This window comes from Neisseria sp. P0021.S005, from assembly GCF_051956955.1.
The window spans coordinates 1-18,452 of sequence record NZ_JBQCWY010000003.1; the positions used below are offsets into that span (position 1 = coordinate 1).

Annotated in this window: 15 protein-coding genes; 5 read left to right on the plus strand and 10 right to left on the minus strand. The window is 50.2% G+C overall.

All coding sequences use genetic code 11. From position 1 onward, the window contains the following. The first annotated feature begins 323 nt into the window (after positions 1-323). Both ACTHUE_RS00670 and ACTHUE_RS00675 read left to right on the plus strand, forming a co-directional pair. Positions 324-542, plus strand: a complete 219-nt coding sequence (locus tag ACTHUE_RS00670; protein WP_003746288.1) for a YdcH family protein — start codon at positions 324-326, stop codon at positions 540-542. Between the two features lie 232 nt (positions 543-774). Next, positions 775-3,120: a FepA family TonB-dependent siderophore receptor gene (locus tag ACTHUE_RS00675; protein WP_049336815.1), complete on the plus strand. Its 2,346-nt coding sequence runs from the start codon at positions 775-777 to the stop codon at positions 3,118-3,120. Between the two features lie 177 nt (positions 3,121-3,297). Here ACTHUE_RS00675 and ACTHUE_RS00680 read toward each other — a convergent pair whose 3' ends face one another. The 4 genes from ACTHUE_RS00680 to ACTHUE_RS00695 all read right to left on the minus strand — a co-directional run bounded on the left by ACTHUE_RS00680 (position 3,298) and on the right by ACTHUE_RS00695 (position 6,231). Further along, positions 3,298-3,960, minus strand: a complete 663-nt coding sequence (locus ACTHUE_RS00680) for an NAD(P)H-dependent oxidoreductase (RefSeq protein WP_070588404.1) — start codon at positions 3,958-3,960, stop codon at positions 3,298-3,300. A 245-nt stretch (positions 3,961-4,205) separates the two neighbouring features. Continuing rightward, positions 4,206-5,603, minus strand: coding sequence for an aspartate ammonia-lyase (gene aspA / locus ACTHUE_RS00685; protein WP_049336813.1), 1,398 nt, complete (start codon positions 5,601-5,603; stop codon positions 4,206-4,208). A gap of 89 nt (positions 5,604-5,692) precedes the next feature. Beyond that, positions 5,693-5,893: a hypothetical protein gene (locus ACTHUE_RS00690; RefSeq protein WP_004519993.1), complete on the minus strand. Its 201-nt coding sequence runs from the start codon at positions 5,891-5,893 to the stop codon at positions 5,693-5,695. A gap of 191 nt (positions 5,894-6,084) precedes the next feature. Continuing rightward, positions 6,085-6,231, minus strand: a complete 147-nt coding sequence (locus ACTHUE_RS00695) for a hypothetical protein (protein ID WP_049336812.1) — start codon at positions 6,229-6,231, stop codon at positions 6,085-6,087. A 297-nt stretch (positions 6,232-6,528) separates the two neighbouring features. Between ACTHUE_RS00695 and ACTHUE_RS00700 the strand changes: the two genes are divergently transcribed. The 3 genes from ACTHUE_RS00700 (at position 6,529) to ACTHUE_RS00710 (ending at position 11,491) form a co-directional block, all read left to right on the plus strand. After that, positions 6,529-7,221, plus strand: a complete 693-nt coding sequence (locus ACTHUE_RS00700) for a VIT1/CCC1 transporter family protein (protein WP_004519991.1) — start codon at positions 6,529-6,531, stop codon at positions 7,219-7,221. A 131-nt stretch (positions 7,222-7,352) separates the two neighbouring features. Next, positions 7,353-10,757: a transcription-repair coupling factor gene (gene mfd / locus ACTHUE_RS00705; RefSeq protein WP_049336826.1), complete on the plus strand. Its 3,405-nt coding sequence runs from the start codon at positions 7,353-7,355 to the stop codon at positions 10,755-10,757. A gap of 269 nt (positions 10,758-11,026) precedes the next feature. After that, complete coding sequence (locus ACTHUE_RS00710) at positions 11,027-11,491, plus strand: hypothetical protein (protein WP_049336811.1); 465 nt, start codon at positions 11,027-11,029, stop codon at positions 11,489-11,491. A 208-nt stretch (positions 11,492-11,699) separates the two neighbouring features. On the opposite strand, the gene ACTHUE_RS00715 is transcribed toward ACTHUE_RS00710, so the two are convergent. The 6 genes from ACTHUE_RS00715 to hemE form a co-directional block, all read right to left on the minus strand. Then, entirely contained in the window at positions 11,700-12,002 is a 303-nt protein-coding gene (locus tag ACTHUE_RS00715) for an ArsR/SmtB family transcription factor (RefSeq protein ID WP_049336810.1), read from the minus strand. A 79-nt stretch (positions 12,003-12,081) separates the two neighbouring features. After that, positions 12,082-12,603 carry a rhodanese-like domain-containing protein gene (locus ACTHUE_RS00720; RefSeq protein ID WP_440361124.1) on the minus strand — a complete coding sequence of 174 codons (522 nt, stop codon included), beginning with the start codon at positions 12,601-12,603 and terminating at the stop codon, positions 12,082-12,084. A 12-nt stretch (positions 12,604-12,615) separates the two neighbouring features. Then, positions 12,616-12,810 (minus strand): YgaP family membrane protein, encoded by a 195-nt coding sequence (locus ACTHUE_RS00725; RefSeq protein WP_003746314.1) that lies wholly within the window; start codon positions 12,808-12,810, stop codon positions 12,616-12,618. A 445-nt stretch (positions 12,811-13,255) separates the two neighbouring features. Further along, complete coding sequence (locus ACTHUE_RS00730) at positions 13,256-15,352, minus strand: TonB-dependent receptor plug domain-containing protein (protein WP_049344199.1); 2,097 nt, start codon at positions 15,350-15,352, stop codon at positions 13,256-13,258. 311 nt (positions 15,353-15,663) lie between these two features. Further along, positions 15,664-17,157, minus strand: a complete 1,494-nt coding sequence (cls, locus tag ACTHUE_RS00735; protein WP_070504698.1) for a cardiolipin synthase — start codon at positions 17,155-17,157, stop codon at positions 15,664-15,666. 144 nt (positions 17,158-17,301) lie between these two features. Further along, positions 17,302-18,363: a uroporphyrinogen decarboxylase gene (gene hemE / locus ACTHUE_RS00740; protein WP_070504695.1), complete on the minus strand. Its 1,062-nt coding sequence runs from the start codon at positions 18,361-18,363 to the stop codon at positions 17,302-17,304. Between the last annotated feature and the right edge of the window lie 89 nt (positions 18,364-18,452).

Sequence of the window (18,452 nt, forward strand, 5' to 3'; positions counted from 1 at the left end):
ATTGACCGGCATCCATGAAGGATGGTTTTCAAGCAGGATAAATTGTCCGTCCATGCCGTTGATATGACGGAATAGGGTGGTTCGGCCATTGTGTAAACGCATAAGCCCGATTGTATGCCCAAGTCGGCAAACCGTCTAGAAACCTGTTTCTTTCCATTGGGACGATGGCTAATGGTGATATTATTAATTTTGACATAAAACAGTTTCGGCTTAAAAAAGACTGGATAAAACGCCCGTGTTTGTTATAATGAAGCTAAAGATTAATTCGTCCTAGTTTTTGGCAGCAGTACTTTTTTATTTAATTAACAAGAGAGGAAAACAAAATGTTTCCAGAATATCGCGATCTGATTTCTAAACTGAAACAAGAGGATGCACACTTTGCCCGTTTGTTTGAGGAGCACAACGAGCTGGACGATAAAATTACCGGTTTGGTGAATAACGTGGTAACCAGCGGCGCCGAAGAAATCGAGGAGCTGAAAAAAGCCAAACTCAAACTCAAAGACGAATTGTATGCCCTTTTGCAAAAAGCAGCAGGCAAATAATTAAAATTTGAATAAGGCCGTCTGAACGGTATGATGGAAATCTCAGATTCCCTTTCATGCCGGTTTAGACGGCCTTTTTAATTATTAGGCATTTGGTTATTTTTATTGGCTTAATTTAACGAATAATTGTAAATCACTCTTAATTGCATTGAAAACTCTGTTAAGTTTATTTAAAATCTCGAATAATTTTTATTTTGATTTTTAACAAACAAAGTTAAAGAGAAACGATGCAATGAAAACATTCACACTCGCCATTTTGCCTTTGGCGTTAATTAGTGCATTCTCACACGCAGCTGAAGAGAAAGCAGTTGAGCAGGCTGAAGTCGATACCGTTTACGTTACTGCCGAGAAGCAGTTGCAGCAATCGCTCGGCGTATCGCGTATTTCGAAAGACGACATTGACAAGCGTCCGGCCGTCAACGATATTTCCGAATTTGTCCGCACCATGCCGGGCGTCAACCTGACCGGCAATACAGCGACGGGTCAGCGTGGCAACAAACGCCAAATCGACTTGCGCGGTATGGGCCCTGAAAACACATTGATTCTGATTGACGGCAAGCCTGTGAACTCGCGCCAATCCGAGCGTATCAGTATGCGCGGCGAACGCAATACGCGCGGCGACAGCAACTGGGTGCCGGTTGAAGAAATTGAATCCATCACCGTTTTGCGCGGTCCGGCGGCAACGCGTTATGGCTCGGGTGCGATGGGCGGCGTGGTCAACATTGTCACCAAAAAAGTACCGAAAGAATTCAAAGGATCAGTGAACTATTACACTAACCAGCCGCAAGACAGCAAGGAAGGGGCAACCAACCGTGTCGGCTTCAACCTTGGCGGGCCGATTATCCAAGACGTATTGGGCTTCCGTATCTACGGCAATTTCAACAAAACCGATGCCGATTCCACAGACATTAACCGCGATTCTATCACCACTGTTACTACGAAAAACGGCCCGATACGGGAACGCGGACGTGTCGTTGTGCCTGCCGGACAAACCCGCACTGTTACCAACACCACCTATGGAGCGGCAGGGGTGGAAGGTGTGAAGAATAAAGACATAGCCGGCCGCCTACAATGGAAAATCAGTCCGTCACAAACCCTGATTTTAGACAGCAGCTACAGCCGTCAGGGCAATATCTACAACGGCGATTCGCAAAATTCCAATGCTGCCAATACACGGACCGTCATTACAGATACTGCCACAGGCGTGGTGATTTCCGACACCGATTCGACCCTGCGCGAAATTTACCGGAGCGGCATTAAGGAAACCGCTCGCCTCTACCGTTCCTCCTACGCCCTGACCCATGACGGCGCGTGGGACTGGGGCGACACCAAAAACGTATTGAGCTACGAACGCACCACCAACAGCCACCTGCCCGAAGGTTTGGCAGGCGGGCCTGAGGGCAGCTATGTCGGCACGGAATACGTCCAAAGCCGTCTGAAAAACCTGCGTTTCAGCAGCGAGGCCAACATACCGTTCAAACTCGGCGTAGAAAACGTACTGACCGTCGGTGCGGAATTTACCGACAGCAAACTGGACGATCCCTCATCCAACCGCCAAGGCTTTACCGACCAAGGCCAAACATCGACCTTCCCGGGCGTTTCCGCCATACGTGGCGGCAAAACATCGCAGCAGAACAAGGCAATCTATGTCGAAGACAATATTTCGCTGACCCCGTCCACCAAACTGATACCGTCCCTGCGCTACGACCACAACAGCAAAAGCGGCGGCAACTGGAGTCCCGCGCTCAACTTCTCCCAGCAGATCGGCGCAAACTGGCTGGTCAAAGGCGGCATCGCGCGCGCCTACAAAGCCCCCAACCTGTACCAAAGCAACCCCGAATTCATCCTGTACACGCGCGGTAACGGCTGCCCCGTGGAATTGGGCAGCGACCCACACTGCTACTTTATGGGCAATGCCAACCTAAAACCCGAAACCAGCGTCAATAAGGAAATCGGCATCGAATTCGAAAAAAACGGCTGGCAGGCCTCGGCAACCTACTTCCACAATGCCTACCGCAACAAAATCATCACCGGCACGGAAATCATAGCCCGCAGCAGCACCAGCTCAGGCATCCTCTACCAATGGGACAACTCACCGAGGGCGACTGTTTCCGGCCTGGAGGGCAACCTCGTCATCCCCCTGCACAACACGCTGAAATGGAGCAACAACTTCACCTACATGCAGAAATCGGAAGACTACAAAGGCAACCCCCTGTCGCTGATTCCGAAGTTCACTATCAACAGCACGCTGGCCTGGACGCCGAACGAACGCTTTGACGCCAACCTGACCTTCACCCAATACGGCCGCACCAAACCGCGTTCGGTCGCCATCAACAACATCGAACAAAGCGGCAGCGGCGGCAGCGGAGAAACCCTGGCTTCAGCCCGCAACCAAACCGTTTTGGGCGGATACAGCATCTGGGGCATCAACGCCGGTTACAACTGGAACAAACGCGTGGCCGTGCGCGGCGGCATCAGCAATCTGTTCGACAAAAAACTGTACCGCACCGGCAACGGCGCGCAGACCTACAACGAGCATGGCCGTGCCTTCTACGGCAGTTTGAAAGTATCGTTTTAAGTAGAAGCGTATTAAATCAGGCCGTCTGAAACGGTGTGAAATGAAATCTAGGATTTCTGACACATGGTTTCAGACGGCCTTCTGATTTTAAATTTAGAAGTATTTGTTGTTACGGAATTTGCTTCTCTTTTTGGAAAAGTAAAAGGGCGGTTTTGCCGCCCTGAGAATACAAACTACTTATTCGACCCAAGTCACCATTTCATCAATCGGCTTGCGTGATTTTTTAGTGATTTCTTTGGCGCGATAGCCGAATGTTGCCGCTACGGATACGCCCCATTCGTTGGCATCAAACAGGCCTTCTGCTGCCAATACTTCGTTCATTTTGTCGTAGTTGAAGCCTTCGATTGGGCAGGAATCGATGCCGATGGCCGCTGCACCTGTAAGCATATTGGCCAAAGCAATATAGGTCTGCTTGCCGCTCCAGTCAAAGAGTGCGCGTTGGTCGTCGGCAATTTTAATGTCGGTTTCTTGGAAGCTTTTGTATCTTGCCAATGCTTTTTCCAGTTGCTCTCCTTGCAGGCCCCTGCGTTCGGCAACACTGCGGAAGAACGGGGTATCGTAACGGGCATTTTTCTTGGCAAGGATAATCACCAGATGGCTGCAGTCATCCAGTTGCGATTGCATCCCCCAGCTGAAAGGCTTGATTTTCTCACACAGGGCTTTGTTTTGAATCACCAAGAATTTCCATGGCTCGGAGCCGACGGAGCTTGGGGAGAGGCGGGCAAATTCTAGAATCGCTGCAAAATCTTCTTGGCTGATTTTTTTGTTGGGATCGTAATAACGGGTGGAGCAGCGATTTTCGAATACTTGCAGCATTTGTTCGCGTGTAATTTGATTCATCTGGTTTTCCTAATAAATGAAGATGTTATTCCAATATCCGGTTCCTTTTGAGGCATCATTACCGGCATAACCTTAAGGAGGAAACAGGCTGGGGCAACACCATGTTAAATCAAACCTGACGGTCAGGCTATCTTTTAATTCTGAATTTCGCAAAAAAAATTCGATAAATATCAATATCAATACGAAAAGGCCGTCTGAAACTTTAAACGTTAAAGTTTCAGACGGCCTTTGATTTCAAATCCTAATTACAGATGAGGATTAATCAGGTTTTCTGGAGAGAGGATGCGGTTGAGCTCTTCTTCGCTCAACAGGCCGCGCTCCAGTACGACTTCGCGCACGCCTTTGCCGGTTTGGGCGCAGATTTTTCCGACCAAGTCGCCATTGCGGTGGCCGATGTATGGGTTCAGATAAGTGACCAAACCGATGGAGTTGAAGACGTAGTGTTCGCAGATTTCGCGGTTGACCGTAATGCCTTTGACGCATTTGTCGGACAGGTTGACCGCGGCATTGCCCAAGAGGGAAATAGTTTCAAACATACATTGGGCGATGACCGGCTCCATAACGTTCAGCTGCAACTGACCTGCTTCGGCTGCGAAAGTGATGGTGGTGTCGTTGCCGATGACTTTGAAGCAGACTTGGTTGACGACTTCGGGAATCACGGGATTGACTTTGGCAGGCATAATGGAAGAACCGGCCTGCAATTCAGGCAGGTTGATTTCTTTCAAACCAGCGCGCGGACCGGAAGAGAGCAGGCGCAAGTCGTTACAGATTTTAGACAGTTTGACGGCTGTGCGTTTCAATGCGCCGTGTACCATCACATATGCGCCGCAGTCGGAGGTCGCTTCGATCAGGTTTTCAGTCAGTTTGCAAGGCAGGCCGCTGACTTCGGAGAGTTTCTCAACAACCAAAGCCGCATAGCCTTTAGGCGTATTCACGCCGGTACCGATGGCTGTGGCGCCGAGGTTGACTTCAAGCAGTAGGGAGCGGGTACGGTCGAGGTTGAGGATTTCTTCTTCCAACAACACTTGGAAAGATTGAAACTCTTGTCCGGCAGTCATCGGCACGGCATCTTGAAGCTGGGTGCGGCCCATTTTCAAAACATCTTTAAACTCTTCGGCTTTTGCGGCAAAAGAGTTTTTCAAGATGGCCAGTTTGTCGAGCAATTCGCCGATGCTGTAATACACGGCAAGGCGGAAGCCGGTAGGGTAGGCGTCGTTGGTGGATTGGCTGGCGTTAACATGGTCCATCGGATTGACGATGTCGTAGTGGCCTTTTTCGTGACCCAAGACTTCTAATGCGAGGTTGGCAATGACTTCGTTGGTATTCATGTTGACCGAAGTACCGGCGCCGCCTTGATAAACGTCGGACGGGAATTGGTCGAGGCAGCGGCCTTTGACCAATACTTCATCGCAGGCTTTTTCGATGGCGGCCGCGATTTCCGGCTTGATGGCACCCAATGCGCCGTTGGCTTGCGCGGTGGCTTTTTTAACCATGACCATGCTGCGGACAAATTGCGGTACGTCGGAAATTTTTTGCGTGGAAATTTTAAAGTTTTCAATGGCGCGCAAAGTATGGATGCCCCAATATACTTCAGCAGGGATCTCGCGGTCGCCCAATAAATCGTGTTCGATTCGTACAGTCATTTCTCTTACCTTCTCGTATAGTTGTGTTGGTGTGCGTTATGCGTTTGGAACATTAGCCCAGTTTGGCAAGATTGTCCAGTCGGTAAGGCTTAATCGTCAGGGTGAAGGCGCGCTGCTTCGCGTTCCTTGGCAACCGTATCTTTGTCTTTCAGCTTCGCACCCAGGCCCAACATTTTTTCATATTCGGATTGTGGCGTTCCGTCATCCTGCATACCGAACGCGCTGGCGTTGACCCAGAGGGCGAGCAGGGAAACGATAATGGCGAAAAAGCTGACGATATACCAAAACATTTTTTTCTTCCTTGTGTGTCTGCGTGTGCAGATTGTTGTGGTTTGTAAAGATGTGAATGTAGCACAAACGCGGTTGGGTTTAAATTCTTCTCCCGCATCCTTTCATTGATTTACCTGTAATTGTTTAGAAAGGAAAAGGCCGTCTGAAAAGTAAGACTTTTCAGACGGCCTTGGGGGCTTTGTCGGGAAGATTAGCCGCCGCATGCGCCGCAGCAACCGCCTTCGCCATGACCGCCGCGTTTTTCTTCGTTGTTGATAACGGGCAGCTCGGTTTCTTCGGTTTGCTCTTTTTTATCTTCAGGCAAATCGTTTACTTTGATTTTGTTTTCTTCGGCCATGATACATCCTTTCAATGGATTGAGGAGTGGAAAGATTCATAAAGATAGCATCTTTAAACGAATAAACCAAGCAGCACAAAACTGCCTTGTGATAATGCCATGACTTGGAACAATAAATTTGCTTGTAAAAGCGTTAAGGCCGTCTGAAAAAATCCAAAGAGGAGTGTTGGTTTTATGGTTTGAAATGGCAGCAGAAAGATTTAAGAATGCTTGATTTGAAGGGATAAACTGACATTGATTTCAAAAAACAATACAATGTTATCATCATCTGGAAACAGCCAATTTATCGGAGCATATATGTATTCACACCACAGCGAACGCCATTTCAGCGACCGCAACAACTGGCTTCGGGCAAGCGTATTGGGTGCCAATGACGGCCTGATTTCCACTGCCTCGCTGTTGACGGGCGTAGCCGCTGCCGCGCCTGATTTCCAAACCCTGCTGTTGACGGGCGTTTCGGCGCTTATCGGGGGCGCAGTATCAATGGCGGCGGGGGAGTACGTTTCTGTGTCCAGCCAATCGGATACGGAAAAAGCCGATTTACACAAAGAGCGTTTTGAGTTGGCAAATAATCCTGATGCGGAGTTGGAAGAGCTGACGGAAATTTACCGCCTCCGCGGTTTGTCCGATGCGCTTGCCGCAGAGGTGGCCAAAGCCTTGATGGAACACGATGCGCTCGCCGCCCACGCGCGTGACGAAATCGGCATTACCGAAGCTTCTTCCGCCCGTCCCATGCAGGCTGCGCTGGCTTCTGCCGCTTCATTTTGTGCCGGCGCGATTTTGCCGTTACTGGTCGCATTGACAGCTTCTAGCGCCATTGTTCCGGCCTTGGCAGTTTCCACTTTGTGCGGACTGGCAGGACTAGGCTATGTCTCCGCCAAACTCGGTGGCGCGCCTGTTGTTCCCGCCGTTTTGCGCGTGTGCCTATGGGGCGTTGCGGCATTGGTGATAACCGGATTTATTGGAAAACTGGCCGGCGTGGCCGTCTGAATGTAAGGGCTTATATTCTTTTAAACCTGTATCCAGTAAAATTGAAAATCTATTTGATCGCTAAAGGCCGTCTGAAAATTTTTCAGACGGCCTATGGTGCTTGTATTTACTTACTTACAAACTGTTTTGTCATGACCTATCCGATTCCCAAACCTCGTGAAAAATCCCGTTGGCTCAATCTGTCTCAAGGCTCGCTGCCCTTGGCTTTGGCGCGTTATCTGCCGCATAAGCAGCTCAAGGTTGTCTTGACCCAAGATGCGGAACAGGCGCTACGCCTTCAGACGGCCTGGCTGTTTTTCCGTCCGCACGATACGGCGGTATTCCTGCCGGACTGGGAAACGCTGCCTTACGAGCGTTTTTCACCGCATCAGGATTTGGTGTCGGAGCGCTTGTCAGCATTGTGGCAGATTAAAAGCGGCACTGCGGATGTGTTGTTCGTACCGGTTGCCACGGCGATGCAGAAGCTGCCACCCGTGCCGTTTCTGGCAGGGCGTACGTTTTGGCTGAAAACAGGGCAGACTTTGGATATAGGCCGTCTGAAAAGTGATTTGGTGGATGCAGGTTATAACCATGTTTCCCATGTTGTCGCGGCAGGCGAGTTTGCCGTGCGCGGCGGTATAGTCGATTTGTTCCCGATGGGCAGCGAAATACCGTACCGCATCGATTTGTTTGACGATGAAATCGACAGCATTAAAACCTTCGATACTGAAACGCAACGCACCATTTCCCCCGTTTCCGAAATCCGCCTGCTACCGGCGCACGAGTTTCCCACCGACAGCGAGGCGCAAAAGATTTTCCGCAGCCGCTTTCGTGAGGAAGTCGATGGCAATCCGAACGATGCCGCTGTGTACAAAGCCGTCAGCAACGGCCACTTCGGCGCGGGCGTGGAATATTATCTGCCGCTGTTTTTTGAAAACGAGCTGGAAACGCTGTTTGACTATATCGGCGAAGATGCGCTGTTTGTCTCTTTGGGCGATGTTCATGCCGAGGCAAACCGTTTTTGGAGCGACGTCAAATCGCGTTACGCCATGGCACAGGGCGATGAAACATATCCGCCTTTGCTTCCACAGCATTTGTATCTCTCTTCTGATGTCTTTGCAGGCCATCTGAAAAACTACGGACAAGTGCTGCCCGATGTTTCCGGCAAGGAACACACCCTGCCCGACCTTGCCGTCAACCGCCAATCCGACGAGCCGTTGCAGGCATTGAAGGATTTTCAGACGGCCTTTGAAGGACGGATTTTGCTGTGTGCCGAAAGTCTGGGACGGCGCGAAACCATGCTCGGTTTCTTGCAGCAAAACGGCTTAAAAGTCAAAAGTGTATCCGACTGGCAGGGCTTTTTGTCGGCACATGAGCCGCTGATGATTACAGTGGCGCCGTTGGCTTACGGGTTTAAATTAGAAGATCAAAACATCGCGGTCATTACCGAATCCGATCTTTATCAATATGTTGCCCGCTCACGCAAACATCATCGTAAGAAACACGCCGCCGTTTCAGACGGCCTGTTGCGCGACCTTGCCGAAATCAATATCGGCGATCCTGTTGTACACGAAGAACACGGCATCGGGCGCTATATGGGCTTGGTCACAATGGACTTGGGCGATGAAACCAACGAAATGATGTTGCTCGAATACGCGGGCGAAGCGCAGCTTTATGTGCCTGTTTCGCAGCTGCATTTAATCAGCCGCTACTCCGGTCAGGCGCATGAAAACGTTACTTTGCACAAGCTCGGCAGCGGCGCGTGGAACAAAGCAAAACGCAAAGCTGCCGAAAAAGCGCGCGATACCGCCGCCGAGTTGCTCAATCTCTACGCCCAACGCGCTGCCCAATCGGGATACAAGTTTGAAATCAACGAGATGGACTATCAGGCGTTTGCCGACGGTTTCGGCTATGAAGAAACCGAAGACCAGGCCGCCGCCATTGCCGCCGTGATTAAAGATTTGACGCAGGCGAAACCTATGGATCGCCTCGTGTGCGGCGATGTCGGCTTCGGCAAAACCGAGGTCGCCCTGCGCGCCGCGTTTGTGGCGGTAATGGGCGGCAAACAGGTCGCCGTACTTGCCCCGACCACGCTTCTGGTCGAGCAGCACGCGCAAAACTTCGCCGACCGCTTCGCCGATTTCCCCGTGAAAGTCGCCAGCCTTTCGCGTTTCAACAACAGCAAAGCCACCAAAGCCGCGCTGGAAGGCATGGCGGACGGTACGGTCGATATCGTTATCGGCACGCACAAATTGGTGCAGGACGACATCAAATTCAAAAATTTAGGTTTAGTGATTATCGATGAAGAACACCGCTTCGGCGTGCGCCAAAAAGAGCAGCTCAAACGCCTGCGCGCCAATGTCGATATCCTCACCATGACCGCCACGCCAATTCCGCGCACCCTCAGCATGGCGCTCGAAGGTCTGCGCGACTTCTCGCTGATTACCACCGCACCCAGCCGCCGCCTCGCCGTCAAAACCTTTGTCAAACCCTTCAGCGAAGGCAGCGTGCGCGAAGCCGTGTTGCGCGAACTCAAACGCGGAGGACAAGTGTTTTTCCTGCACAACGAAGTGGATACCATCGAAAACATGCGCGAGCGGCTGGAAACCCTGCTACCCGAAGCCCGCATCGGCGTGGCGCACGGACAACTGCGCGAGCGCGAGCTGGAGCAAGTCATGCGCGACTTTTTGCAGCAAAGATTCAACGTGTTACTCTGTTCCACCATCATCGAAACCGGTATCGACATCCCCAACGCCAACACCATCATCATCAACCGCGCCGATAAATTCGGGCTGGCGCAACTGCATCAGCTTCGCGGGCGCGTCGGCCGCAGCCATCACCAAGCCTACGCCTACCTGCTCACGCCCGAATACATCACCAAAGACGCAGAAAAACGCCTCGACGCCATCGCGGCGGCAGACGAACTCGGCGCAGGTTTCACCCTCGCCATGCAGGATTTGGAAATCCGCGGCGCCGGCGAAATCCTCGGCGAAGGGCAGTCCGGCGAAATGATACAGGTCGGCTTCACACTCTATACCGAAATGCTCAAACAAGCCGTGCGCGACCTCAAAAAAGGCCGCCAGCCCGACCTCGACGCGCCGCTGGGCATCACCACCGAAATCAAACTGCACAGCCCCGCCCTGCTGCCCGAAAGCTACTGCCCCGACATCCACGAACGGCTCGTCCTCTACAAACGCCTTGCCGTCTGCGAAACCGTGCAGCAAATCAACGCCATACACGAAGAACTCGTCGACCGCTTCGGCCTGCCCGAACAACCCGTCAAAACCCTCATCGAAAGCCACCACTTACGGCTTGCGGCAAAAGAATTAGGCATTGATGCCATTGATGCGACCAGCGAAGCGGTAACGGTAACCTTTGGTAAAAATAACAATGTCGATCCAACCGAAATCATCCTGCTGATTCAAAAAGATAAAAAATACCGCCTTGCCGGAGCCGATAAGCTGCGATTTACCGCAGAGATGGAAAATATCGAAGTGCGGATTAATACGGTGAAGAACGTATTGAAGACTTTGAAAGACAGGGTGATAGCAAAGTAGAGGCTAGTGAAAAAAGGTCGTCTGAAATGATTTTTCAGCTTTCAGACGACCCTTTATAAAGACGATATGGAATATAAAAGCAATTAATCTTGTCAAATCTTTTAACCGCGTGCGTCCCAAACGTTCACTATAAATAGACTTCATGTAGGCTATGACTTGCTTAAACGCTCCGTCATCGCAATTTATTGTTATTTCAACGATAATATCGGGTTACAATCTAACATTTAGATTAAATTTATTCAGACAAACAATTATTTGGAGACAATAAAATGCTAGATGAAAAAAATAAGCTAATTTTTCAAACTTGTTTATTGCTGGTTCGTCATATTACAAATTTAGTTGAACACGAAAAGAGTACAGGAGTACGAATAGGTTACCATAGCCGAATATTCGATTCTTTATTACACCCACAAGAGTATTTTATTTCTTTAGGGAAATCAGAAAAATTATTAGATGGGGTTCAGGGTCGTATTGAGCACGTTGTCCCTTGTGCGTATATAGTTGAAAAGCTTGAAGAGTTAATTAAGGAGCAAAAATATACACAAGAAGAATTGGCGCATGCATTACAGAAAAATTGGAAGGTGGCACATATTACGAAAGAAGAAGCAAAGTTTATGGACTTCAATTTAAAACTCAAATCCACCATGCCAAAAGATTGGGATTTTATGACAGGAAGGCCTGAAATTAGATTGGAAGCAGCAGGAATCAGATTAGTCCCTAACAATCCACATTAAACAACACACGCTCATATTTACGTTGTTTATTTCAAGTGGCACACGATAGCAAGCCATAGCCTGCATTAAACCTGTAGGCAGGGTGTGTGCGGTACGCACGCGAGCTTTAAGTGTAAATATAGAAGCAGTATAAAAAGGTCATCTGAAAATAAATACAATAAAGGCCGTCTGAAAAATTTTCAGACGGCCTTCCTATTCCGGCAATATTTCAAGATTTTTCTGCGCAGAAAAAGGAATACAGCAACTGTATCATCTTGGTTACCCTCGGGTCGGCAATGTAATATTGCCGTTCCCGATGGTTCACTTCAAACGATACCAAACCGGCTTCACGCAGTAGGGCTAATTGGCTGGACATTGCCGCTTGTGGCAGTCCGGATGATTCAGCCAACTCGGTTACATTGTGCGGCCTTTCATGTAGTTTGCACAATACGGCGAGGCGGTTGGGATTGGCCAGTAGTTTGAGAAAAGCGGTGGCTTCTTCGTAGGGTGGTTGATTGTCGGCAGTGGTCATTTTTCACGCTTGTCGGCAAATGAGGAGGTCGAATTATCAGTCATAATAGTCTTAGCAGCAACTTTCAGACGGCCTTTGCTTAATGATTCCATGGCATTTTGGCCAGCAGGCGTGCCATGCCGCAGAATCCGGTTAACCCCGCCGTTAACAGGCCTGCACCGACCATTACGTCTATCAGATAAAACCAAGGCGATACCAGCCAACCTGCCAGCACGCCCAACAGAATCAAACTGCCCGCAATGGTTTGCACCTGCCGCATGATGTCCGGTGCGGCACGGTCGGCAACAGTAGGAAGCCCTGCAGCCTTCCATGCCTGTAAGCCGCCTTCTAGAATATAGCATTCTCGACCTTGGCCAAGCACTGACAATATTGTTTCTGCCCGTGTTGTACGTTTGCCGCTCAGGCAATAAAAAATCAGGCATGGGGCTGTATCATCGGGCAGTTTGTCTCGCTGCTGTTCAGGCGGAAGGGATAATGCACCGCCAATATGCCTGCCCCGATATTCGGCTTGGCTTCGGATATCGACTGCCAACGCGTCCTCACGGATTTTTGCCGTAGCTTCGGAAGGCGTGATTCGCGGGAGTTGTCCGACCGTACTCATGTTTTGTCTTCGTTATTTTTTGTTGATGCGGCAGGTGTTGATGCCCAATAAGCTGTACAGTGCGCAGTTGCCAATCAGTGCTGTGCCCAGAGGGACGATGCCCAGCCAACCCCACCAGCCAATTTGTCCGGTAGCGGCTGCAGCAATCAGCGCTACGCCGATAACAATACGGATTACGCGATCCAAAGTACCCAAGTTTCGTTTCATTTTATTGCTCCTTGTTTCAGAATGAATTGTCTATCAATAAATATATATAACAAAAATCATATATGAGAAATATTATAGCTTTAAAGATGACTTTGTCAAATGGTTTACAGTAAAAGTGTAATGAATATTTGGATTGTATTTTTAAACTCCAACGTCATGGTTAAATGTAAAAATACAGCCTTATATTTTCAGACGGCACTGGAGATGATCTATATAATATTTTATTTATATTGGAAGAATTGGTAGTCAGTTTTCAGAAGGAATCAAATCATGACCGATTTGGAAAAGAAGCCCAATGGAGAAGATTTGAAGACTGGATAATCCGTTGTGTAACTAGAAAGGGAGAGGAGATACTTTAAAATCAAATTGTCTACGAATTATAAAAGGCCGTCTGAAAACTGAATTTCAGACGGCCTTTGGTTTCTTTATAACGTCGTTCGTATCATCAGAAACGATAGTTCACGCCCAAGGCAAACTCGCGGCCGCGTTCGTAGAAGGGCATGCGTCCGTTGCCGTCAGGGAAGCGTTGGCTGTGCGAACGGTATTGCTTGTTGCCGATGTTGTTGACGGCGAAGTTGACGTTCAGGTTGTCTTTTTTCAGCGGCTGCCAGTTGGCGTAGATGTCGTGTACGCCGTAGCCTGATTTCTTGCCGTGTATCGTGCCTTGTCCGCGGGCGACGTCGGTGTATTTCACGCTTTGGGCGTAGCGGCCGCGCCAGCCGATTTCGAGTTTGGGGTTTTCAAACTGATAAGACAGACCGGTCAGCCATTGGCGGCCGGTGTTCCAGAAGGTGAACGAGCTTTCGTGGTCTTCCGCTTGAATCGGGCTTTCGCCGTAGTACATTTCGCCGTTCAGACGGGGTTTGACGTAGGACACGCCGGCGCGCGCGGTCAGACCGCCCCAGCGGTAGGATGCGTCAAGTTCGTAGCCGTAGGTTTTGAGCGTGCCGCCGTTGTAAATCTTGCCGCGTTCGGTGATGGAGGCGGTGTTGTTGTTGATTTTTGCCCAACGGTAGACGATGAGGTCTTTGATGCGTTGGTGGAACACGCTGCCGCTGACGTTGAAGTTATCGTTGCGCCATTTGAAGCCGAGTTCGGCACGGCGGGCGGTTTCGGCTTTGAGGTTGCTGTCCAAATCGGCGGCGGCGCCTGCGCGTTCGTTAGCCAACAGGGCTTCGTTCAGGCGGGGCGCGCGGCTTGCCTGATTGAGGTTTGCCAAGAGCGAGAAGTTGTCGTTGATGTCCCAAATCGCGCCGATGCTGGGGTTGAGCTGGCCGTGGGACGCGCTTTGTCTGCTGGCGGCGTTGTATTTGAAATGGTCGTAACGCAGGCCGGTGGTCAGGGTAACGGGGTGCAGGTTCCAGATACCTTCCGCGTACACGCCGTATTCGGATTTCTTCTCTTTGTCGCGGTCATACAGGCCGAGAATCTTCAGCCACGCGCCTTTGTCGGACGGCTCGGAGGTTTCGTGGCGGTAGTTGACGCCGTATTTCACCATGTGTCCGTCGCCGAAAGAGCTGGCGAGGTTCAGATTCGCGCCGGTTGCTTTGATTTTGCTTAACTCAAGCTGGCCAATGGGAACGCCGCCTTGCGCCGTGCCGGAAGCTTGGGCTTTTGGAGAAGGAGCGCCTTTAGGCGGTTTGGTGTCGTCGGTGTTGATTTGGAAGACATTGGCGTCGATTTTGTCGATGAAGCCGACGTTGCGGCCACGGTATTCCAGATTGTAGGTCTGCTCTTTTTGATAAGTGCCGTCCACGCCGACGTAGCTGTCAACGTTTTGGAACTCGGCTTTATCGGTGCGGTTGCCTTTTTGGTATTCCTGACGGTAGGTCAGGCGGATGCCGTGGTCGTCGTTGAAGTCGTAGCCGATTTTGGCGAGGTAGCTGTGCTGTTTCAGACGACTGCCGTGGTTGACATTGCCGTTGCCGTCTTTGTAGTCGCGGTTGTTGAGGAAGTTGCCTGCAAACAGGGCATCGAAGCCGTTTTGATAGCCGTAAACCGCCGCGTTGCCGGTTGAGCCTTTATTGCTGCTCAAGCCCGCGCCGAGTTTGAAACCGAAAGGTTTGCCGTCGGTCAGCAGGTCTTTCGCGTCAACCGTCGTCACGCGGATGGTACCGCCGACCGCGCCCAAGCCCGCGCTCGCCGCGCCCGTGCCTTTTTCGACGTTGATGCTTTTCACCAAAGCAGGGTCAAGCTGGAAGCGGCTTTGGTGGTGGAAAATTTTGGTGGATTGGCTGGTGCCGTCCACTTCCAGATTAATTTTGTCCTCGCCGACGCCGCGGATGCTGTAAAACTGCGCCACGCCGTTGCCACCGCCGACATCCATACCGATTTGGTCTTTCATGACTTGTTTCAAATCGGTCGAAGTCTCGCGGTCAAGCTGGTTGCGGGTAACGCGGGTCGGTACGGCGGTACCGGTAACCTTAATTTCATTCAGTTCGGCAGTTTCTGCGGGGTGCGTATTTTCGGCATGGGCGAAGCCTGTTGATAGTGCGAGTGTAATGAGACTAAGGCGGAATACAGGAAAAGAGGTTTTATTCATGATTTTTCCCAAGGAATAAAAAATTGACCGCTTATTCTAATTATTTTAATAATGATTATCAAACTACAAATAAATGTAAAAGAACATATTAGTCTCATTTTGATTTGTAGTTTGAATATTTTTATAAATATCAATCGGTTTATTTATGGTTAAATTTTGTAAAACTATTTTAAGAGAAAATATAGTGAGGCTTACTTTTTTGAAACTGAAGAAAAGGGATGAGTTGAATATTTATCGATGATCAATATTGTGTATAGGTGTTTTAAAAGGCCGTCTGAACAGTGCTTTCAGACGGCCTCACTACTTCTTTTTTACAGCAAAGGACTCATCAGGCGGACGGCATTTTCTACGAGGCCGCGGAGTTTGGAGCGTTGTTGCCATGATTTGATGGCAATGTAGCTGCTGTTTTTGAGGTAGTCACGTTGGAGGTTGCAGATTTGTTTGGTGGTGTCGCGATCGTAGATGGCGAGGCTGATTTCTAGGTTGAGGAAGAAACTGCGCATGTCCATGTTGACCGTACCGAAGAGGGAGTAGTCTTCGTCAATAGTCATGGTTTTGGCATGTAGAAGACCACCTTCAAACATGGCGATTTTGACGCCGGCTTCCAGCAGCATAGGGTAGTAGGCGCGTGAGGCGTAGCGTACCATCAGTGAATCGACTTTGGCGGGCAGTATCAGGGTTACTTTGACGCCGCGTTTGGCGGCGACGGTTAATGCCATGAGAAGCGGCTCGTCAGGGACGAAGTAGGGGGTGGTAATTGTGATTTGTTTGGTAGCGGCATAGATGGCGCTGATGATGGTTTCGTAGATGACGAAGCTGCTTTGCTCGGGGGCGGAGGGAATGATTTGGGCAACAATATTGCCTTGCTGCATTTTTTCGGGAAGGATTTGGGGCAGCAGGTTTTTTGCTTGGTTGAGGTATGTTTGTACGTTTTGGAGGTTTTTATCGGTTTCGACGGCAAGGTCGGCGAAGAAGACGGCTGACAGCTCCAGTACCATAGGCCCTGTGCAACGCATCATGGCATCTATCCATTCGCCGACGCCTGAGTTTTGTTTGAAGTAGCGCGGATCGACGAGGTTGAAGCTGCCGGTGTAACCGATTTTGCTGTCGATAACGAGGATTTTACGGTGGTTGCGCAGGTCGGTGCGCGTGAATAACGTACGCCAAATGCCGACAGGCAATGAGGTATGTACTTCAACGCCTGCTTGGCGCAGTATCTCTACCCAATCGCTTTCAAGAAAGCTCCTGCTGCCGACGGCATCGGCCAATATGGAGCAGTCTACGCCTCTGGCTTTGGCGGCAAGGATTTCATTTAGAATTTCTTCGATGCGGCCTTTGGGTTCGATAATGTAAAAGGCCAACAGGCAGGAATGGGCTGCGGCGCGTATGTCGGCAAGCATGCTGTCGATGATTGCATCGGTGGTCGAGAGCAGGCTCATGGCGTTGCCTTTGGTTGCGCCCAGCCCCGTTCCTTTTTCGGCAACTTTACTGATGCCGTGGTAACGTGATTTGACTTGGTCGGCAATGTCGAGATAGATATCGGCTAGATGGGTGGCGGCAAAGTTGCGGTAGAAGCGGTTCATTTCGCCGGTACGTTTGGCGCGGGCTGTGCCGAGACGAGGCTCGCCGATAAGGATGTAGGCGATGGTTCCGAATACGGGGAAAAGGAATAGGATAATCAGCCAGGCGAAGGTTGAGCCGATGTTTTTTTGTTTATACAACACGCGCAGCATGCAGACGAGTGCGGCGCAGGTGTGGGCGAAGATGAAAATTTCGGTCCAGGTGATGTCTTTTAAAAAATTCATATTCGGTAGCGGGAGTGGATGTGTTTTAAGTTTGAAGGTGTCAGCTGATAAGCTTCAGATATTAAGTATATAGAAAAACCGTCTGAAAACAAATTTACACGATAATTGTGTTTTTGTTTTCAGACGGCCTTTGCGTTGTTTCCATTAACGGTGATACTGACGGGACAGTTCGTGTACGGTATCGACCAAAATTTTGGCGTGTTCCGGGTCGGCGTGTTGATTGATGCCGTGTCCGAGGTTAAATACATGGCCGCTGCCGTTGCCGTAGTCGGCAAGGATGCGTGCGACTTCGGTGCGGATAGATTCCGGTGTGCCGAAGAGGGCAAACGGGTCGAAGTTGCCTTGCAGGGCAACTTGTTCGCCGACGCGACGGCGTGCTTCGCCGATGTTGTATGTCCAGTCCAAGCCCAATGCATCTGCACCGATTTCTGCCATGCTTTCCAGCCATAAGCCGCCGCCTTTGGCAAATACGATAACAGGCACGCGGCGACCTTCGCTTTCGCGTTTGAGTCCGGCAACGATTTGTCGGATGTATTTCAGGCTAAACTCTTTAAACGCTGCATCGCTCAACACGCCGCCCCAAGTGTCGAAAATTTGTACGGCTTGTGCGCCGGCATCGATTTGGGCGTTGAGATAAGCGGTAACGGCTTGGGCATTGGTGTCGAGGATTTTATGCAGCAAATCAGGACGCGAATACATCATGGTTTTAATGGTGCGGAATTCTTTGCTGCTGCCGCCTTCAACCATGTAGCAGGCGAGTGTGAACGGGCTGCCGGAGAAGCCGATGAGCGGAACTCGGCCGTCCAGTGCTTTACGGATGGAAGTTACGGCATCAAAGACGTATTGCAGTTTTTCCATGTCGGGAACTTGCAGTTTTGCAATGTCGGCTTCGTGTTGCAAGGCGCGTTCAAATTTCGGGCCTTCGCCTTCGGCAAAATACAGGCCCAAACCCATGGCATCGGGAACGGTCAGAATATCGGAAAACAGAATTGCTGCGTCCAGATCAAAACGTTCTAAAGGCTGGATGGTAACTTCGGTTGCCAGCTCGGTGTTTTTGCACAAATCGAGAAAGCTGCCTGCGCGTGCGCGTGTGGCTTTGTATTCAGGCAGATAGCGTCCAGCTTGGCGCATCATCCAGATGGGAGTGTATTCGACAGGTTGTTTGAGCAGGGCGCGGAGGAAAGTGTCGTTTTTCAGAGCAGTCATGATAAATAGGCTTTCTGATTTGGTATGTTGGACAAAGTTCAGACGGCCTTAGATATGTATAGAGGCTGTCTGAAATGATTAAATGGTTG

What these genes read in the sequence shown, in the direction of transcription:
- ACTHUE_RS00730 (WP_049344199.1), bottom strand. Translation starts at nt 15,352, where the DNA reads ATGAATAAAACCTCTTTTCCTGTATTCCGCCTTAGTCTCATTACACTC.
- ACTHUE_RS00720 (WP_440361124.1), bottom strand. Translation starts at nt 12,603, where the DNA reads ATGAGTACGGTCGGACAACTCCCGCGAATCACGCCTTCCGAAGCTACG.
- ACTHUE_RS00670 (WP_003746288.1), top strand. Translation starts at nt 324, where the DNA reads ATGTTTCCAGAATATCGCGATCTGATTTCTAAACTGAAACAAGAGGAT.
- ACTHUE_RS00700 (WP_004519991.1), top strand. Translation starts at nt 6,529, where the DNA reads ATGTATTCACACCACAGCGAACGCCATTTCAGCGACCGCAACAACTGG.
- ACTHUE_RS00725 (WP_003746314.1), bottom strand. Translation starts at nt 12,810, where the DNA reads ATGAAACGAAACTTGGGTACTTTGGATCGCGTAATCCGTATTGTTATC.
- aspA (WP_049336813.1), bottom strand. Translation starts at nt 5,603, where the DNA reads ATGACTGTACGAATCGAACACGATTTATTGGGCGACCGCGAGATCCCT.
- hemE (WP_070504695.1), bottom strand. Translation starts at nt 18,363, where the DNA reads ATGACTGCTCTGAAAAACGACACTTTCCTCCGCGCCCTGCTCAAACAA.
- ACTHUE_RS00680 (WP_070588404.1), bottom strand. Translation starts at nt 3,960, where the DNA reads ATGAATCAAATTACACGCGAACAAATGCTGCAAGTATTCGAAAATCGC.
- cls (WP_070504698.1), bottom strand. Translation starts at nt 17,157, where the DNA reads ATGAATTTTTTAAAAGACATCACCTGGACCGAAATTTTCATCTTCGCC.
- ACTHUE_RS00710 (WP_049336811.1), top strand. Translation starts at nt 11,027, where the DNA reads ATGCTAGATGAAAAAAATAAGCTAATTTTTCAAACTTGTTTATTGCTG.
- ACTHUE_RS00695 (WP_049336812.1), bottom strand. Translation starts at nt 6,231, where the DNA reads ATGGCCGAAGAAAACAAAATCAAAGTAAACGATTTGCCTGAAGATAAA.
- ACTHUE_RS00715 (WP_049336810.1), bottom strand. Translation starts at nt 12,002, where the DNA reads ATGACCACTGCCGACAATCAACCACCCTACGAAGAAGCCACCGCTTTT.
- ACTHUE_RS00675 (WP_049336815.1), top strand. Translation starts at nt 775, where the DNA reads ATGAAAACATTCACACTCGCCATTTTGCCTTTGGCGTTAATTAGTGCA.
- mfd (WP_049336826.1), top strand. Translation starts at nt 7,353, where the DNA reads ATGACCTATCCGATTCCCAAACCTCGTGAAAAATCCCGTTGGCTCAAT.
- ACTHUE_RS00690 (WP_004519993.1), bottom strand. Translation starts at nt 5,893, where the DNA reads ATGTTTTGGTATATCGTCAGCTTTTTCGCCATTATCGTTTCCCTGCTC.